This window comes from Peribacillus simplex (assembly GCF_900156045.1).
Taxonomy (GTDB): domain Bacteria; phylum Bacillota; class Bacilli; order Bacillales; family DSM-1321; genus Peribacillus; species Peribacillus simplex_D.
Genome location: NZ_FTMX01000001.1, coordinates 1,070,502 through 1,086,281, shown reverse-complemented (window position 1 = coordinate 1,086,281; position 15,780 = coordinate 1,070,502). Strand labels below are relative to the sequence as shown.

15 protein-coding genes are annotated in these 15,780 nt (G+C 41.7%); all 15 read right to left on the bottom strand.

From position 1 onward, the window contains the following. Entirely contained in the window at positions 1–339 is a 339-nt protein-coding gene (locus tag BW986_RS05225) for a DUF485 domain-containing protein (RefSeq protein WP_076365712.1), read from the bottom strand. Positions 340–586: 247 nt separating this feature from the next. After that, positions 587–1,462: an FAD synthetase family protein gene (locus BW986_RS05220; protein ID WP_179086002.1), complete on the bottom strand. Its 876-nt coding sequence runs from the start codon at positions 1,460–1,462 to the stop codon at positions 587–589. Positions 1,463–1,690: 228 nt separating this feature from the next. Then, entirely contained in the window at positions 1,691–2,674 is a 984-nt protein-coding gene (gene hpaD / locus BW986_RS05215; RefSeq protein WP_076365708.1) for a 3,4-dihydroxyphenylacetate 2,3-dioxygenase, read from the bottom strand. A gap of 31 nt (positions 2,675–2,705) precedes the next feature. Next, complete coding sequence (hpaE, locus tag BW986_RS05210; RefSeq protein ID WP_076365706.1) at positions 2,706–4,220, bottom strand: 5-carboxymethyl-2-hydroxymuconate semialdehyde dehydrogenase; 1,515 nt, start codon at positions 4,218–4,220, stop codon at positions 2,706–2,708. A gap of 78 nt (positions 4,221–4,298) precedes the next feature. Beyond that, positions 4,299–5,216, bottom strand: a complete 918-nt coding sequence (gene hpaI, locus BW986_RS05205) for a 2,4-dihydroxyhept-2-ene-1,7-dioic acid aldolase (protein ID WP_076365704.1) — start codon at positions 5,214–5,216, stop codon at positions 4,299–4,301. A 109-nt stretch (positions 5,217–5,325) separates the two neighbouring features. Continuing rightward, positions 5,326–6,003, bottom strand: coding sequence for a GntR family transcriptional regulator (locus BW986_RS05200; RefSeq protein WP_076365702.1), 678 nt, complete (start codon positions 6,001–6,003; stop codon positions 5,326–5,328). A 235-nt stretch (positions 6,004–6,238) separates the two neighbouring features. Next, a complete protein-coding gene (locus BW986_RS05195) occupies positions 6,239–7,423 on the bottom strand; it encodes a pyridoxal phosphate-dependent aminotransferase (RefSeq protein ID WP_076365700.1) in 1,185 nt (394 codons plus the stop codon). Between the two features lie 19 nt (positions 7,424–7,442). Further along, positions 7,443–7,919 carry a cell wall elongation regulator TseB-like domain-containing protein gene (locus BW986_RS05190; protein WP_076365698.1) on the bottom strand — a complete coding sequence of 159 codons (477 nt, stop codon included), beginning with the start codon at positions 7,917–7,919 and terminating at the stop codon, positions 7,443–7,445. An 18-nt stretch (positions 7,920–7,937) separates the two neighbouring features. Then, the gene (locus tag BW986_RS05185; RefSeq protein WP_065310840.1) at positions 7,938–8,108 is read right to left on the bottom strand and encodes a YpmA family protein; all 171 of its coding nucleotides are present in this window, start codon (positions 8,106–8,108) and stop codon (positions 7,938–7,940) included. Between the two features lie 155 nt (positions 8,109–8,263). Next, on the bottom strand, positions 8,264–11,044 hold the full coding sequence (gene dinG / locus BW986_RS05180; protein WP_076365696.1) for an ATP-dependent DNA helicase DinG: 2,781 nt from the start codon (positions 11,042–11,044) through the stop codon (positions 8,264–8,266). Between the two features lie 160 nt (positions 11,045–11,204). Further along, on the bottom strand, positions 11,205–11,588 hold the full coding sequence (gene panD, locus BW986_RS05175) for an aspartate 1-decarboxylase (RefSeq protein ID WP_076365694.1): 384 nt from the start codon (positions 11,586–11,588) through the stop codon (positions 11,205–11,207). 25 nt (positions 11,589–11,613) lie between these two features. Beyond that, on the bottom strand, positions 11,614–12,462 hold the full coding sequence (panC, locus tag BW986_RS05170) for a pantoate--beta-alanine ligase (RefSeq protein WP_076365692.1): 849 nt from the start codon (positions 12,460–12,462) through the stop codon (positions 11,614–11,616). Continuing rightward, complete coding sequence (panB, locus tag BW986_RS05165) at positions 12,459–13,295, bottom strand: 3-methyl-2-oxobutanoate hydroxymethyltransferase (protein WP_076365690.1); 837 nt, start codon at positions 13,293–13,295, stop codon at positions 12,459–12,461. Before panB ends, panC begins: the two co-directional genes overlap by 4 nt. A gap of 330 nt (positions 13,296–13,625) precedes the next feature. Then, on the bottom strand, positions 13,626–14,606 hold the full coding sequence (locus BW986_RS05160; RefSeq protein ID WP_076365688.1) for a biotin--[acetyl-CoA-carboxylase] ligase: 981 nt from the start codon (positions 14,604–14,606) through the stop codon (positions 13,626–13,628). Continuing rightward, complete coding sequence (locus tag BW986_RS05155; protein ID WP_076365686.1) at positions 14,591–15,772, bottom strand: CCA tRNA nucleotidyltransferase; 1,182 nt, start codon at positions 15,770–15,772, stop codon at positions 14,591–14,593. Before BW986_RS05155 ends, BW986_RS05160 begins: the two co-directional genes overlap by 16 nt. Positions 15,773–15,780: the final 8 nt, after the last annotated feature.

Below are 15,780 nucleotides of genomic sequence, written 5' to 3'. Positions count from 1 at the left end.
TCAAAGCCCTTCTTTCTCGATGATTTCTTTTATTTGTTCATCGATTCTTTCTGATTTCCTTACATATATGCTGCAAACCCAAACAGACATAACCGTAATGGAGACACCGTACACCCACGCCCAGGTTATGTCTCCAATGAAAGGGTAATCCAGGATATCTGTGTAAAAAACTAAGAAGGGTAAAAGCAGGGAATATCCCATAAAGAAAATCGTGAAAGGGATGACAAATTTCTTTTTATCGGAAAGCATATTCTGAAACTCTTTGGAGGCAACAATTTTTTCATAATCCACTAGTTTAGTTTGTTCCGATTCTTCAAGGTTTTTTTCCAGTCGAACCATCTCTTAACACCTCTTCTGGTATTTATTTTTGCAAGGACGGTATTAGTAGTATTGAGCCTCTCCAAGGTCGGCCGCTTTCTTCAATGGCACATATCCCCCGTCCATCACGAAATCCAAACAAACTCATCTGCACAAAGAGGGTCTAAAGCCATTCCCTAAGTTTCCGTACTCCTTTTTTCTAACCGTGACGCTTACAGGTAGGGCAGCAGTAAGTTCCCACTGCTGCCCTATCCCAGACCATATCTTTTTAGAAGGCTTGCACTATCGTAATAGACTTGGCTCGCATATCGGTCATCTGTTTCGACTTCATTATACTTTCACTTTTCCATTTGATATGAATCTTCTTTCCTTCCAAGGGAAGAGAATCATTGAAATGTAAGTGCCAACTCTCATGAAATGATCCGTCCATTGTTTGATAGGCAATTCCCTCATAAACATTTCCTTCGTTCTGTATCTCGATTAAATAAACGCCTGGCGGGGGTTTCAGGAATGCTTCCGATAATGTGACGGTGACGTGTTGATTTTCCTTGGAATTGATTGTCCCTTGACTTTCAAAGTATGTGCCAAGGAATGACGGGATATCTGCGAACCGACCTTCTGCAATCAAGCCCCTAAGCTTAGTGGAACTTACTTTTTCATGCTCAATTTCAAATTTCTTCATTTCCGTCACTTCAAAAAATCGCTTACCTTCGATTTTCAGCGTTTCCATATTCCCTTCCCCTTTATGCCCATAACGGAAATCGAATCCAGCCACGGCATGTTTGCATTTAAATCCACATAGATAATCCTCGATAAAACCAGTAGGTGAAAGATGGGCAAATGCGGAATCGAAGTTCACGACTATCAAGGTTTCTACACCTAAATCCTGCATGATTTTTGCTTTTTGCTCTAAAGGAGTAATATATGTTTGGGGTTGAGCGTTTCCTATGATTTGCTTTGGATGCGGAAAAAATGTCATGACTGCCAACTTTAAATCTTGCTTTATGGCAATCCTTTTGGCTAGATTTATCAATTCTTGATGGCCAAGATGAACCCCGTCGAAAAATCCAAGAGCCAGCACACACGGTTCTGCTACTGCTGTATATATACTGGAAAGTGGGTGCTGAACATGAATGATATCCAAATCCATCTTCCTTCCTATGCTTCTTGAAAGGTTACATTATAAACTCAGTAAACGGACCTTCCTTAATCCAGCAGTTTCCATCAACCATTCACCAGTTCCGTTCCCTTAAATGGTGACAATTGGTCTTGGAACAGGTTTATATGCACTAGCGTCCTATCCAAATGACCATGCGAGTCAATGTATGTTTTGCCGAAACTTTCGATCCTTCACCCTAAATCCCGCTTCTTTTTAGATGATGAATTCAGGCTTGCTTTTTGCCAGAATCGGTTCTTTTAGAAGAACTTCTTCACCTGATATTATATCAAGTACAGCAGATGCCTCATCAAACCATGAATCCGGAGCTTTGGCTCCCCAGAATGTCTGGCGTCTTGGATCATTCAAATCCCAATGAATCGGGTCGGTATCCGGGTCAGCTGTCAAGTAATCCCCATTGTATAATTCAATCCTGTGACCGTCCGGATCTCTTAAATATAAGAAGAATGCATTGGATAGGCCGTGCCTTCCTGGTCCGCGTTCGATGGACTCGGCATATCCCAGTGATGCCAGTACATCACAGGCATGGATAAGTGCAAGAGGGTCAGGCAGAAAGAAGCCTACATGATGGAGTCTTGGACCAATTCCGTTCATGAATGCCTGGTCATGGACCGTTTGCTTTCTATGTAGCCACGTTGCCCATAATTTTCCGGATTCATCCACTGTGTCTTCCGAGCAGGCAAAACCTAATTCTTTCACATAAAAATCATGGGCTTTTTGCACATTTGGTACACAACAATTCACATGATCGATTCTTTGGACCCTTGACCCCCTATGCATATCGAATCGTTGAAGCAATCTCTCGGCTTTATCCATTTTGCTGAAAAACTCCAGTGGCAATCCCGAAATATCCTGAACTCGCAGCGACTTGCCCAGTGCATGCTGTGTTCCTTCCTGCATCCACTTCATTTTCATTCCCTTGGACAGGAAGAAAGTTTCCAATTCTTCAAGGTCTTCCTCTTTTTCAACCTTGTATCCTATTGCTTCAACGCTTGGCTTTTCTGCCTTTTGCAAGATAAGCGAGTGATGGTGCGCTTCCTCTAAACCACGTAAATAGATGTGATCATTCGTTCTTTCCGTTTCAATGAAACCTAAAGCATCCACATAAAAGGCTCTTGATTTATCTAAATCTGTTACATTAAGTATCGTTCTCGCAACACGAATAATAGAAAAATTCATAGTATTCTCCCCTTCTTTAATGAAACACGGATTATTTTTCAGCAGAAGAAACGGCATTTTGTTTTACGTCACCAAATTTTGGAATGTGATGTTCACCAATTGCAACGTGGATAACTTGTGTTTCCGTATAGAATTCAAAGCTATAATGGCCACCTTCACGTCCTACCCCACTATATTTCGATCCTCCAAATGGTATCCGCAAATCCCTGACGTTTTGGGAATTCACCCAGACCATCCCGCTATCGACAGCTTGTGCAAACCTATGTCCACGTTTCATATCATTGGTCCATACATAAGCAGCGAGCCCATACTTTACATCGTTAGCCATTCTCAGTACTTCCTCTTCAGTCTTGAAAGGAATGACTGCCATGACTGGTCCAAAAATCTCTTCCTGTGCTACCGTCATCTCATTTGTACAGTTCAAGAGAAGCGTCGGTGCAATATAATTCCCTTCCTTGAACGCACTCGGTATGGCACCGCTTACAATTTCCGCACCCTCATCTTTTGCTATATCCAGATAACGGGAAACATTATTATAATGGTTACGATGGATCAGCGGTCCGATTTCCGTTTCTGGGTCCATTGGGTTTCCAATTTTGATATTATGAACACGTTCCTTCAATTCTGCAACGAACGGGTCTATTATCGATTCATGGACAAATAATCTGGAATTGGCTGTGCAGCGCTCCCCATTGAATGAGTAGATTCCCCATACCACTGAATCCAGGGCTTTTTCTAGATCCGCATCTTCAAAAATGACCGCTGGCGATTTACCTCCGAGTTCCATCGAAAAACGTTTCATTGTATCCGCACCATTTTTTATGATTTCAGCGCCAGTCGTCGTTTCTCCGGTAAAGGATATCAATTGGACTTCAGGATGGGCAACCAAGGACGCCCCTGCTGTTTCCCCAAAACCGTGAACGATATTGAATACACCTTTCGGCAGGCCTGATTGGTCAATGATTTGTGCCAATTTATTGGCAGTCAGCGGGGACCACTCCGCCGGTTTAAGGACACATGTATTACCTGTAGCCAAAGCCGGGGCGATCTTCCAGGTTTCTAACATGAATGGTGCATTCCAAGGAGTGATTAATCCTGCGACTCCTATCGGTTTATGAATCGTATAATTGATGAAAGTGTCATCCACTTGATACGACTCTCCTATTAGCCTGCTTTTCACCATCTCAGAATAAAAACGGAAGTTCTCCGCTCCCCTTGCCGCCTGTTTTTTTGTCTGGCTAATCGGCAAACCTGTATCAAGTGATTCCAAAAAGGAAATTTCTTCTGCATTTTCTTCAATTAAATCAGCAATTCTATTAATGTACTTCAATCTTTCTTCCACTTTCATCGTTCTCCATGGGCCATTATCGAATGCAGCTCTTGCGGCAGCTACCGCTTGTTCAATATCCTCTTTAAACCCTTCTGCCACATTATTGATTGCTTGATTATTAAAAGGGCTTAGATTTTCAAATGTTTTTCCTGAGATACCATCGACAAATTGACCATTGATGTAATGCTTGACATCTTGTACGGGAAAAGTTTGCATGATAGATCCTCCTTTATAAATTAATTCGGGAAGATGGCAATAATCGATTAGATTTGTGCAATCTTCCCAATCTGGCAATTATGACTGGATTATTTGGTCAATCAACCCATATGATTGAAGGGTTTCACGCAGTTCTTTTTCCAATGGTTCCGAAGGCGGTCCCATAGGCGGCCTTAATGCAGGATTGATTTTCCCCATCATCCCCATCGCAGCTTTTAATGGTCCTGGATTGGTTTCTTTAAACAAAACATCATTCAATGGCATTAATTTGTAATGGAGGTCAAGTGCCTTATCCACATCACCCTCCACCCAAAGGTTATAAATTTCCGCGACTTCTTTTGGAGTGATATTTGCAGTAGCACTTATATGTCCTGCCCCTCCAATAGCCAACATTGGATAGCATAATAATTCGATGCCCGAATATAAGAGAAAATCCCTTCCGCAATTCAATAAGACACGGTTCACATGTTCGAAATCTTTATTAGATTCCTTTACACCAATAATATTTTCACAATCTTCAGCTAGACGTGCCAATGTCTTCACTTCTAAATTCGTCGCCGTTCTTCCAGGAATGTTATAAACGATAAGCGGGATATCAACAGAATCGGCTACCGTTTTAAAATGATTGTAAAGTGCCTGTTGATTTGGTCTATTGTAATAAGGAACGATGACTAAAGCAGCATCCGCGCCCATTTCCTGTGCCCTTTTTGTCAAATGCAACGTTTCTTTCTGATTGGCAGATCCAGTACCTGGTGCAACTGGAACTCGGGCTTTTGCTGCTTTAATTGCCGTTTCCATCACTAATTCCCGTTCCTCAATCGTTAGTGAACTCGGCTCGCCGGTAGTCCCGCATACCGAGATTCCATGGGAACCGCTTTCAATGTGCCAGTTTACTAGATTTTCAATTGCCTTTACATCAACTTCCATCTTGTCATCAAACGGAGTGATGACGGGAGCGATGGATCCTCTTAAACGACTTTTGATTTCCTCGTACATTTTTTTTACCACCTTTTCATTATTTGAATATTCGGAATAATTAAAGTGAAAAAAACGGCTTTGCTTTTATGAATAATCGATCGACTATTATAAAACAAAGCCTGGGTCATCAAAGTGCCTGTTCGTGATTAGTTTCCGCCCTCTGCTTGAATGTGCTGATGGCATTCAGTTTATGCTTTCTCACCAATGATTCAATTTCTTCAAAAGATGCTTTTTCCTTTAGAAGCTTTATGATGCTTTCGTGTTCGCGTATCGATTGGACTGCGCGTTGCGGCACCATGGTGAACATGGACTTTCTGACTCTATTCATTCTTTGTTGCGCCTGTTTAATTTCCTCTTTTAAAAAGGAGTTTCCGCACTTTTCATAAATTTCTGCATGGAAACATTCGTTTAACTTTCCAAACAGCTCTAATTCAAAGTTATGGAGGGCTTTTTCCATTTCTTTGTTTAAATTAATTAGATTTTCAAAATCATGATCATTCATCGTTAAAGAACTGAGGGCGGCTGCATATCCTTCAAGCAAAGATAAAACAGAAAGAGTTTCAATGTATTCGCTCTCATTAATGCTTGTAACCACCGCTCCACTATAAGGCTTATATTGAATAAGACCGTCAGATTCCAGTTGTCTGATCGCTTCCCTGACAGGAATCGGACTTAAATTAAGTTCTTTTGCCGTTTGATCGATAATGATCCGCTGTCCAGAACCATATGTTCCATCCAAAATTAATTCACGAAGGTGCTCATAAGCTATTTGCTTTTTGCTGGGGTTTTTGTTTTTCTCTTCCATATTTTCATCATATATGAAATCATATATGATTGCAATCGATTTTTATTAAAAATCATATATGATTTTCACTTTTCTTTCCAAGCTTGTTTGACCATAAATGATGACCTTTTCCTTTGCCATAGTGAAGTGTGCTAAAACGCTTTTCATGTCTTCTTCCCGAAGTACCATATCAAAATACAATTGAAAAAACCTGCAGACCCTGATGTAGCCAGGTAGTCTGCAGGTTATTAAAAAATTATGCCATTTTTGATTTAACGAATGAATGTATTCTTTCAACTGCTGCTTCCAGCAGCTCCAATGAAGTTGCATAAGAGAGCCTGATGTTATCAGGTGCACCAAACCCTGAACCTGGAATAACAGCCACTTGAGCTTCTTCCAGCAATGCAGTCGTAAATTCTTCGACATTGCTGTACCCTGTTAATTCAGCTGCACGTTTAACATTTGGGAATAAATAAAATGCCCCTTGTGGTTTAATGCAGCTGATCCCTGGAATTTCAACCAATTTATCATATATCTTATTCAAACGGCCTTCAAATGACTGACGCATTTCTTCAACAGGCTCCTGTGTACCTTCATAAGCGGCAATCGCACCATATTGAGCAGTTGTGGTAGGATTGGATGTGCTATGGCTTGCAAGGTTCGTCATTGCTTTAATGATGGACTCATCACCGACTGCATAACCAATTCTCCAGCCAGTCATCGAATGTGATTTAGAAACACCATTGATGATGATCGTTTGCTTTTTCAATTCAGGTGAAATCTCTGCAATGGATGTATGTTTAGCATTTCCATAAACCAATTTTTCGTAAATTTCGTCGGAAACGATCAAGATGTCATGGGCCAGGCAAACTTCCCCGAGAGCCGCCAATTCTTCCCTGGAATAAAGCATTCCCGTTGGATTGCTTGGAGAGTTGATGATAACCGCTTTCGTTTTTTCGGTAATTGCTTGTTCTAATTGTTCTTTAGTGATTTTGTATTGATTTTCTTCCGTACCGACCACATAAACCGGCTTACCGTCAGCAAGCTTGATTTGCTCAGGATAGCTCACCCAATATGGTATCGGAACGATGACTTCATCTTCTTCATCCAGGATAGCTTGAAACAATGTGTAAAGCGCGTGCTTTGCACCAGAGCCAACTACAATTTCAGACGGTTTGTATTCCAAGCCTTGATCACGCTTCAATTTAGCCGCAATTGCTTCTTTTAGCTTCGGCAGACCAGCGGATGGCGTGTATTTAGTTTGACCTTCATTCATGGAAAGAAGTGCTGCATCTATGATATGTTTGGGCGTATTATAGTCTGGTTCACCAGCACCCAAACCAATTATATCTAGACCTTGTGCCTTAAGTTCCTTTGCTTTTGCCGTGATGGCCAATGTTGTTGATGGCGTCAATGATTGAACGCGGTTCGCTAATTTCATTTTAAATTAATCCTCCATTCTAAATGCTTCGATAATACTTCAGCCATTCCCCAGTTTTAAAATCATAATAGTCATAGTTAAAACGCTCGGATTCATCAAGATACGTTACTTCCCAAAGGGGAACGTTCTTTTCCATGCCTAGCTTAACCGATATGATTTTTTGGGGATTAAGCTTTTCTTTGACAATGTTTAAGATCTCTTTTTTTGACTTACCATCTTTATAGTTTTCCACTACGATTTCTTTCTTCTTGTCCTCAGGAAGCCAGACTATTTTTTTAGTCCCTTTTTCTCCCTTACCAATGATTACGGAGTATGAATCCTGCCCATTATAAAGGTAAAATTCTTCCATTGTCACAAGGCCGCCCTCTTCCTTTGACTTTTTAAAAGCCTCATTACCAGCCTCTTTTTTAGGCTGCAACGCTTTAATATATGCCCCGCTGACAAATCCGATAAAACATAGGACCAGGATAGAAGCAATAATCAACCATTTTTTCAAAACTGCTTTTCCTTCTTTCTATGTACGATAAATTGTAAATATCGCTTTTTCTTGATCTTGGGAATCCAGTGCCAGGCCGAACATTAAGTCATCTTTTTTCAATGTTCGGTTCAAAGAATCCACAATTTTATACAGATCAGGAGAATGTTGCAACCTGACTGTTGAAATTACTTCGATTTTACTTTCCATGAAAACGCCCCTCCATTTTAATAATTTGTCAACAACCACTGGTATGAATAGGATTTGAAGGCTTTACCACCTATCACATTATACCAGCTCAAAGAATATTTTTCTTTATAATTTCTTAAAAATTCATTTTAGATTAAGAATGATTTAAAGATTCTTTAAATCCACTCTTCTATCATTTCAGCCATTTCTTTTATTGAGGCTTGGTGCCAATCCACTTCCGGAATGGCTTTTTGAAATTCAGATCCATATTTAGCAGTGATGATGCGGCGATCAAGAATCACCAAAATCCCCTTATCTTCGGGAGTGCGTATAAGCCTGCCGAAACCTTGCCGGAACCTTAGCAGGGCTTCAGGTAAAGAATACGCAGAGAAAGGATTGCGCCCTTGCTTCTCGAGAAGTTGGCATTTTGCAGCTGTCACTGGTTCATCCGGTGGCGAAAAAGGTAGCCTGACAATGATTAAACAAGATAAATCCTCACCGGGGATATCGACGCCTTCCCATAGGCTGGTTGTCCCAAACAGGACGGCTTTCTCGAAGTTTTGGAAATTCCTGAGCAGCCTCATCCGGCTTCCGCCAGAAATCCCTTGGGCAAACAGCGTGAACTCATCCAGTACGCCACTGTCTTTGATGGAATGATAGGTTGCCCTCAGCATTTCATGCGAGGTGAATAATACCATCATTCTCCCTTTCGCTGCCTGAGCGGCAGCAATAATATGATTTGCCGCTGTTTCGGAGAATTCCTCCACCGATAAGCAATTGATATCTGGCAGATCATTTGGAACCAGTACCTTTACGAGTTCCTTATAAGGAAAGGGTGAAGGTACACTTGCTGTCTGCATTGGCTCATTCTCTAAACCGAGTTGTTCTTTAAAATACTTAAAAGAATCCTTCACCACGAGGGTTGCCGATGTCATGACCACACTCTTTTGGCGCCCGAAATAGGAATCCCAAAGCCGTTTGCTTCCTGCAATCGGCTGAACCGTCAAAGTCACCCCATGCTGGGGTGCTGCATTCGTATAATCGAGCCAATAAATATTTTCTTCATGCGGCTTGATGAAAAATTCATGCAAGGAGTCCCTGGTATCCTGTAAATGTCCAAGCAGCACCTCGATATCATTCAAGTGAAATAATGATTTTTTTCCTAAGGGGGACTCATTATTCAATAAAAGAGACAATCTTTTCTCTAACTCCGTGATGATGAACCCTAATAAATCCACCAATCGCTCAGCGACCAGAATCGCTTTACCCCATCTTCCATCATCTATTTTGAATGAAAGCCGTTTCGGACTCATGGAACGTGAAAGTTTTTCCGCCTGATTGGAGATATAATAAAAAAGCTGTTCGAATTCATACGAAAAATCACTAAGCTTTTGATCTAATTCATGCATGGACTTCCCATCAGTCAGTCCATTATTTAAGAGCATCCTGTCCAATTTATATAATAATTGCTTTTGATCTGATGTCCCTAGTCTGTTCAAAACCGTCTTCACCGAAATGTAATTAAGCCTGCTCCCAAGCTGTTTAGATGCAGCCTGTTCCAAGTGGTGTGCTTCATCGAGAATCAAATACCCTTTTTTTGGAATCAAGGCGTCTTCTGTAAGCAGATCCGTCATTAAAAACGAATGGTTAGTAATGATGATATCCGCCTTGGCAGCTGTTCTTTTTGCCCGTTCAAAAAAATCCAATTCAAGCCAGGGCTGTTTTAAACCGGCGTATGTAAGACCATCACTTTGAAGCCTATTCCAGAATAGCTGTCCGCCGCTTGTGAGATTCAATTCATCTTTATCGCCTGTTACCGTTTCAGTGAGCCAAACCAATATCTGCATTTTCGTTAATGCCGTTTCATAATTATCTTCCTTTTCACGCAATGCCCTTTCGAACTTTGCCAAGCTCAAATAATTACTTCTCCCCTTTAGTAAAACAGCTTGAAAGGTAAACGGAAGGATTTTCTTAAGCTTAGGAACCTCGTTTTGAAGAAGTTGATCCTGTAGCTGAAGCGTATACGTCGAAACGACGACAGGTTTATGATGTTTTTTTGCAAAATAAACAGCCGGAAGCAGATAGCCTATGGATTTTCCAATACCTGTCCCAGCTTCAATGATTGCATCCTGGCTGGATTCGAATGAATGGTGAATCATGTTCATCATATCAAGTTGCCCGCTTCTTGCTTCAAAGGCAGGGAATGCACTTTGTAGCAGGGCTATTTTTTCCTCATCATCGAGCGGAAATTTCGACTCCGTGTCTTTATGATCACCTTCGTCTTCGGCCTTTTTAAATGCAAGGCCCCTATACGTAATAAGATCAGGCGAATGGACTTCTGCTTTAGCAAGTTTGCTTGCAATGCAAGCATCTATTAATTCGGAAACCTCACTTTGTAAGGAATAAGATAATCGATATAACTGTTTAAGTGTCATGACTGGAAGGTTCAACAGCTTTTTTTTCAATTCCAACAATAATAAAGCGGTGGCATATGCATCACTATCCGCTTGATGGGGCCTGGAATGATCCAGGTTTTCTTCTTTAGCCAGCTGGTGCAGCTTATATCCATCAGATGTTGGTTTTAATATTTTCGCTAACTCTACTGTATCAAGGGTGGAACCATAAAACGGCTCAAACCCGCATCGTACTAGTTCTTCCTGTAAAAAAGATAAATCAAATAAAACATTATGGGCAACAAAACAAGCCCCTTCTATAAGCCGGGCAATATTTTCTGCAACATCTTCAAAGTCAGGTGCATTTTTTACCGTCTCGTTGCTTATTCCGGTCAATTCTTCAATAAACAAGGAAATTTCCTGTCCGGGGTGGATGAATGTCGAGTATTCATCCACAATTTGGTCATTTTCGATGACCACGCCAGCAAATTGTATAATCCTATCTCCTTTTTTCGGAGAATTCCCTGTTGTTTCCAAATCAACCACTACATATCGTTGCATCATGAATTGTACACCTCAAACTTCGCTTTCTCCACTTCCTGATGGAATTCTCTTATCTTTTTTATACCATAATAATCGTAATAAAGGAAACAAGCCGTTCATCGAAAGACAAAAAGGGCCGGCACCTGTATGCATGATTCATGCACATGTGCCAGCCCCCCGCTTACATGATTGTAGCTGCAGGTTCGTTTGAAATCAAATCAATGATTTTGTTGTTTTCATCCATGATCGCAACTTTTGGTTTGTGCTCTCCCAGTTTATCCTCTGAAACCATTACATAAGAAATGATTATCACGATATCATCCGGCTGCACCAGTCTAGCTGCCGCTCCATTCAAACACACTACACCGCTACCCCGTTCACCCGCAATCACATACGTTTCAAGTCGTGCACCATTATTATTATTCACGATGGCGACTTTTTCGTTAGGCAGAATACCGACCGCATCAATTATGTCTTCATCAATCGTTATGCTGCCTACATAATTCAAATTAGCTTCAGTTACCCGTGCACGGTGAATTTTCCCATTCATCATCGTTCGAAACATCTAAATCCCCCCTGATTTTCATGAATTATTCCACATATAAGGTGATATTATCAATTAATCTTGCATGCTTGAACTTTACAGCTATTGCAATGATGACGTTTCCTGCCAGCGATTCGAGTGGTTTAAGTTCCGGATATTGATAGATTTCAATATAGTCGATCACTCCACTTGTGTGGTCAGCAATATGTTCCCTTACTAAGTCTGTGACGGTTCCTGCATTTCTTTCACCTGATTCAACCGCCTCTTTGGCTTTTAATAAACTTTGGTACAGCTCTTTGGCCTCCATGCGTTCTTGATCTGATAAGTTAACATTTCGCGAGCTCTTCGCTAACCCATCTTCTTCGCGAACGGTATCTACAGCAACAAGCTGGATAGGAAAATTAAAGTCTTTAATCAGACCATCTATCACGGCGACTTGCTGGGCATCCTTCTTACCAAAGTAAGCTCTATCAGGAAGGATGATATTGAAGAATTTCGTTAAGACCGTCGCTACACCATCAAAGTGTCCAGGTCTTTGTCTCCCGCATAAAACATCCGTCCTGCTTTGGACAACAACCTTCACAGATGGTTCTTCACCGTACATTTCGTGGACTGTTGGATAGAAAAGATAATCCACTCCGCCATTTGCTGCGACATTTTCATCCCGTTCCAAATCCCGCGGATATGTTTCAAAATCCTCATTAGGTCCAAATTGCATCGGATTCACAAAAATACTCAATACCACAATATCATTTTCTTTGCGGGCCTTTTCCAAAAGCGTTGCATGCCCCTCATGTAAAAACCCCATTGTCGCTACATAGCCAATGCTTTTATTATTGTTTTTTTCCTCTCTAAGTGCCAGTTGCAAATCAGCAGCCGATGTAAAAGTTTTCATCTTTTCCCTCCATAAAGTTCAGAAAGCTGCTCTTCTTTCATCGTAAAAGTATGTTCTTCCGAAGGAAAATCTTTAGATTTCACTTCATTCACAAAGCTTGTAATCGATTGACCAATCAGTTCATTTGCATCTCCATAAACTTTTACGAATTTCGCTAGCCGGTCTACCCCATACTTGATGACATCATGGTAAACGAGGACTTGACCATCCGTTTCTGCGCCTGCCCCAATTCCAATGGTTGGAATTTCGAGGTTCCGTGTGACGAGTTCCCCCACTTGATGTGGAACACATTCAAATACTACTGCCATCGCCCCTGCCGCTTCACACTTTCTCGCATCTTCCAAGAGCTGTGCGGCACTTTCGGCATCTTTACCTTGCACTTTATATCCGCCCAGAACGCCGACTGATTGAGGAGTCAGGCCAAGATGGGCTACGACCGGGATGCCCGCCTTGGTCAAAGCTGATATTTTTTCAACAACATCATCCGCTCCCTCAAGCTTCACGGCATCCGCTTGACCTTCCTGCATGATTCGGGCTGCATTCTTGAGCGTTTCATCCATAGATAGGTGATAGCTCATAAAGGGCATGTCCGTCACGACAAATGTATCTGGTGCCCCGCGTTTTACCGCCTTTGTATGATGGATCATGTCATTCACCGTAACTGGAATCGTTGATTCATATCCCAATACGACCATTCCTAAGGAATCCCCGACTAAGATCATGTCTACACCTGATTGTTCGGCTAACTTTGCAGACGGGTAATCATAAGCCGTCAGCATGACAATCTTCTCTTGATTTTGTTTCATTTTCAAAAAATCTCCGGACAATTTCATTACGTTTCCTCCTTTTGATGGAGGAGATGAAAACATCAGCGAAAACTGGTGTCTATACATTCATGCGCAAAAAAAAGACTGACTAAAAAGGATCTGTTTCGCTACGAAAAATGGCTTAAAAAGCCAAATATCGACACAGACTTATCTTTTAGTCAATCTTTGTTTCATCAGAAGTTTCATCCCTCCGTCCCCGTCCAGTTCTCTGGATCAAGGCAGATTTTCAAATAATTTGGTATTCATGGGGGTGCAGTTCACATTAGATACTGCCCACTTGCATTATATCAAGCCTAATTAAAAATTTCTATTTAATTTTCACGAATTTGACAAAATCTACTGAATTTCAATATCTGCAGAATATATCGAGTGTACGGTTCCTTTTTCGTCTTCAAGAAGTAAAACGCCTGAATCCGTTATGCCCAATGCTTTTCCGACAATCGTGTCATTAACGGTACTGGCTTTGATAACCTGGCCAAGACTGATCGCATAACTCTCCCATAAATCCTTTATTGGCATGAAGCCTTGATCTAAGTAGAGTTCATACAAGTTTTCGAGACGGAACAATGCTCGTTGAATGACCTTGGACCTTGAAACCGCCCCTCCACTTTCTATGAGGAGGGAAGACGCCTTTTCCTGCAGTTCTTCAGGAAAATCCTCCAATTGCTGATTGATATTCATTCCAATTCCGACAATGACAGAATGGATTCTATCTGACTCCGCCTGCATCTCCGTCAGGATGCCCACCACTTTCTTGCGATTCACCAATATATCATTCGGCCACTTTATTTGTGGCTTCAAATCAGTGGTATCCTCTATAGCCTGGGCAACGGCGACCGCGGCCAATAATGTAAGTTGCGGAGCCTCATGAATCGGGATTTTCGGCCTTAGGATCAGACTCATCCATATGCCGCTGAATTTCGGGGAATGCCAAGATCTCATTAGCCTTCCTTTTCCGGATAACTGCTCCTCGGCAACGACGAGGGTTCCCTCCTGTACGCCTTCATTCGCTAGTTGATGAGCAATTTTTTGAGTGGATTCTACAGTTTCCTGATAGTGTATCATCTTGCCGATCGTTTTTGTTTCCAAGCCAAGTTGTATTTCGCTCTCTGACACTTTTTCCGGCGCTGATATGATCCGGTAGCCTTTTTTCCTGACGGCTTCTACATTATACCCTTCACTGCGCAGGTCTTCTATATGCTTCCAGACGGCTGTGCGCGAACAGCCAATGTATTCAGCAATTTCCTGACCGGATATGAACGCACCATCCGCTTTTGAGAGGGCTTCCATCAGTTTTGTTCTTAACTCAGATTGCATTTCACCAGCCACCTCTTAATTTCTTCTTTATCATTTCGTAATTCTTCATCCAAGACAGCTTTCAATATTTTTTCCAAGTATTCTTTGACCCATGGACCTGGCCTTTCTTGATGCCAATTCAATAAATCCGTCCCCGTAACGGCAAGGTCCGACATTTGTTTTATAATAAGTTCATTGTAACGCTGATGTGCATTCTCCTCCGCATCCGATACATTACCGCCACTCAGTGCCGCCTTGACTTTAGCAGCTTGTACAGTTACACCATGACCTGCCCGAAATACATCGATGGCTGACGGTTCTTCCTTCACTAGCTGTATCGTACGTTGAACGCTTCTTATCGTTTTCAATGGCAGCTTCCATTCCCTCAAAGCCTTTTCCAGGTCCTGATCCTTTGTGTTAACCATGATTATAGACCATATTTCTGCCGCTTTTAGCTGATGAAGCGGCAGGTTCAGTAAGTCCATCAAATGATCTTTTTTACTGGAGAATTGAGGCAGGTATTGATATAATCCGCTTTCCAGCAAGAGTGAGAAAGCCCTTATCTTATTGGAGCCGGCCACTAGCTTCTCAAATTCAACCAGGATTCTTTCGACAGCAATTTCACTGATGATCTGGGCGTTCTCTTTAAGTGAATCAAAGGTTTCTGGATCCAGATCAAAATCAAGTTGGCTGACGAACCTTAAAGCACGCATCATTCTCAATGCATCCTCATGAAACCTTTCATGCGGGTTGCCAACCGTGATAATCCTTTTTTCTGCCAAATCACACTTACCATTAAATGGATCGATGATCTTTCCGGTCTTATCCATTGCCATTGCATTCATCGTAAAATCTCTTCTTTGCAAATCCTCTGTCAAAGAACGGACAAATTGTACAGAATCGGGTCTGCGAAAGTCCGAATACCCGCTTTCCGTTCTAAACGTCGTAATTTCGTATGTACCCGTATCCGTAATGGCAAGCACTGTTCCGTGGTCGATTCCGATATCAGCCGTATTAGGAAAAATCCTTTTGATTTCCTGGGGTGTCGCGGAAGTGGCGATGTCCACATCGTTTATGGGCCGGCCAAGGATAAAATCCCTTACAGAGCCGCCAACGAAATAAGCCTCGTATCCTGCTTCTTCAATCACTTCCAGAATGGGTACTGATTTTAAGAATAACCGATCCATCAGCATAC

What these genes read in the sequence shown, in the direction of transcription:
- BW986_RS05225 (WP_076365712.1), bottom strand. Translation starts at nt 339, where the DNA reads ATGGTTCGACTGGAAAAAAACCTTGAAGAATCGGAACAAACTAAACTA.
- hpaD (WP_076365708.1), bottom strand. Translation starts at nt 2,674, where the DNA reads ATGAATTTTTCTATTATTCGTGTTGCGAGAACGATACTTAATGTAACA.
- hpaE (WP_076365706.1), bottom strand. Translation starts at nt 4,220, where the DNA reads ATGCAAACTTTTCCCGTACAAGATGTCAAGCATTACATCAATGGTCAA.
- hpaI (WP_076365704.1), bottom strand. Translation starts at nt 5,216, where the DNA reads ATGTACGAGGAAATCAAAAGTCGTTTAAGAGGATCCATCGCTCCCGTC.
- BW986_RS05200 (WP_076365702.1), bottom strand. Translation starts at nt 6,003, where the DNA reads ATGGAAGAGAAAAACAAAAACCCCAGCAAAAAGCAAATAGCTTATGAG.
- BW986_RS05195 (WP_076365700.1), bottom strand. Translation starts at nt 7,423, where the DNA reads ATGAAATTAGCGAACCGCGTTCAATCATTGACGCCATCAACAACATTG.
- BW986_RS05185 (WP_065310840.1), bottom strand. Translation starts at nt 8,108, where the DNA reads ATGGAAAGTAAAATCGAAGTAATTTCAACAGTCAGGTTGCAACATTCT.
- dinG (WP_076365696.1), bottom strand. Translation starts at nt 11,044, where the DNA reads ATGATGCAACGATATGTAGTGGTTGATTTGGAAACAACAGGGAATTCT.
- panD (WP_076365694.1), bottom strand. Translation starts at nt 11,588, where the DNA reads ATGTTTCGAACGATGATGAATGGGAAAATTCACCGTGCACGGGTAACT.
- panC (WP_076365692.1), bottom strand. Translation starts at nt 12,462, where the DNA reads ATGAAAACTTTTACATCGGCTGCTGATTTGCAACTGGCACTTAGAGAG.
- panB (WP_076365690.1), bottom strand. Translation starts at nt 13,295, where the DNA reads ATGAAATTGTCCGGAGATTTTTTGAAAATGAAACAAAATCAAGAGAAG.
- BW986_RS05160 (WP_076365688.1), bottom strand. Translation starts at nt 14,606, where the DNA reads ATGCAATCTGAGTTAAGAACAAAACTGATGGAAGCCCTCTCAAAAGCG.
- BW986_RS05155 (WP_076365686.1), bottom strand. Translation starts at nt 15,772, where the DNA reads ATGGATCGGTTATTCTTAAAATCAGTACCCATTCTGGAAGTGATTGAA.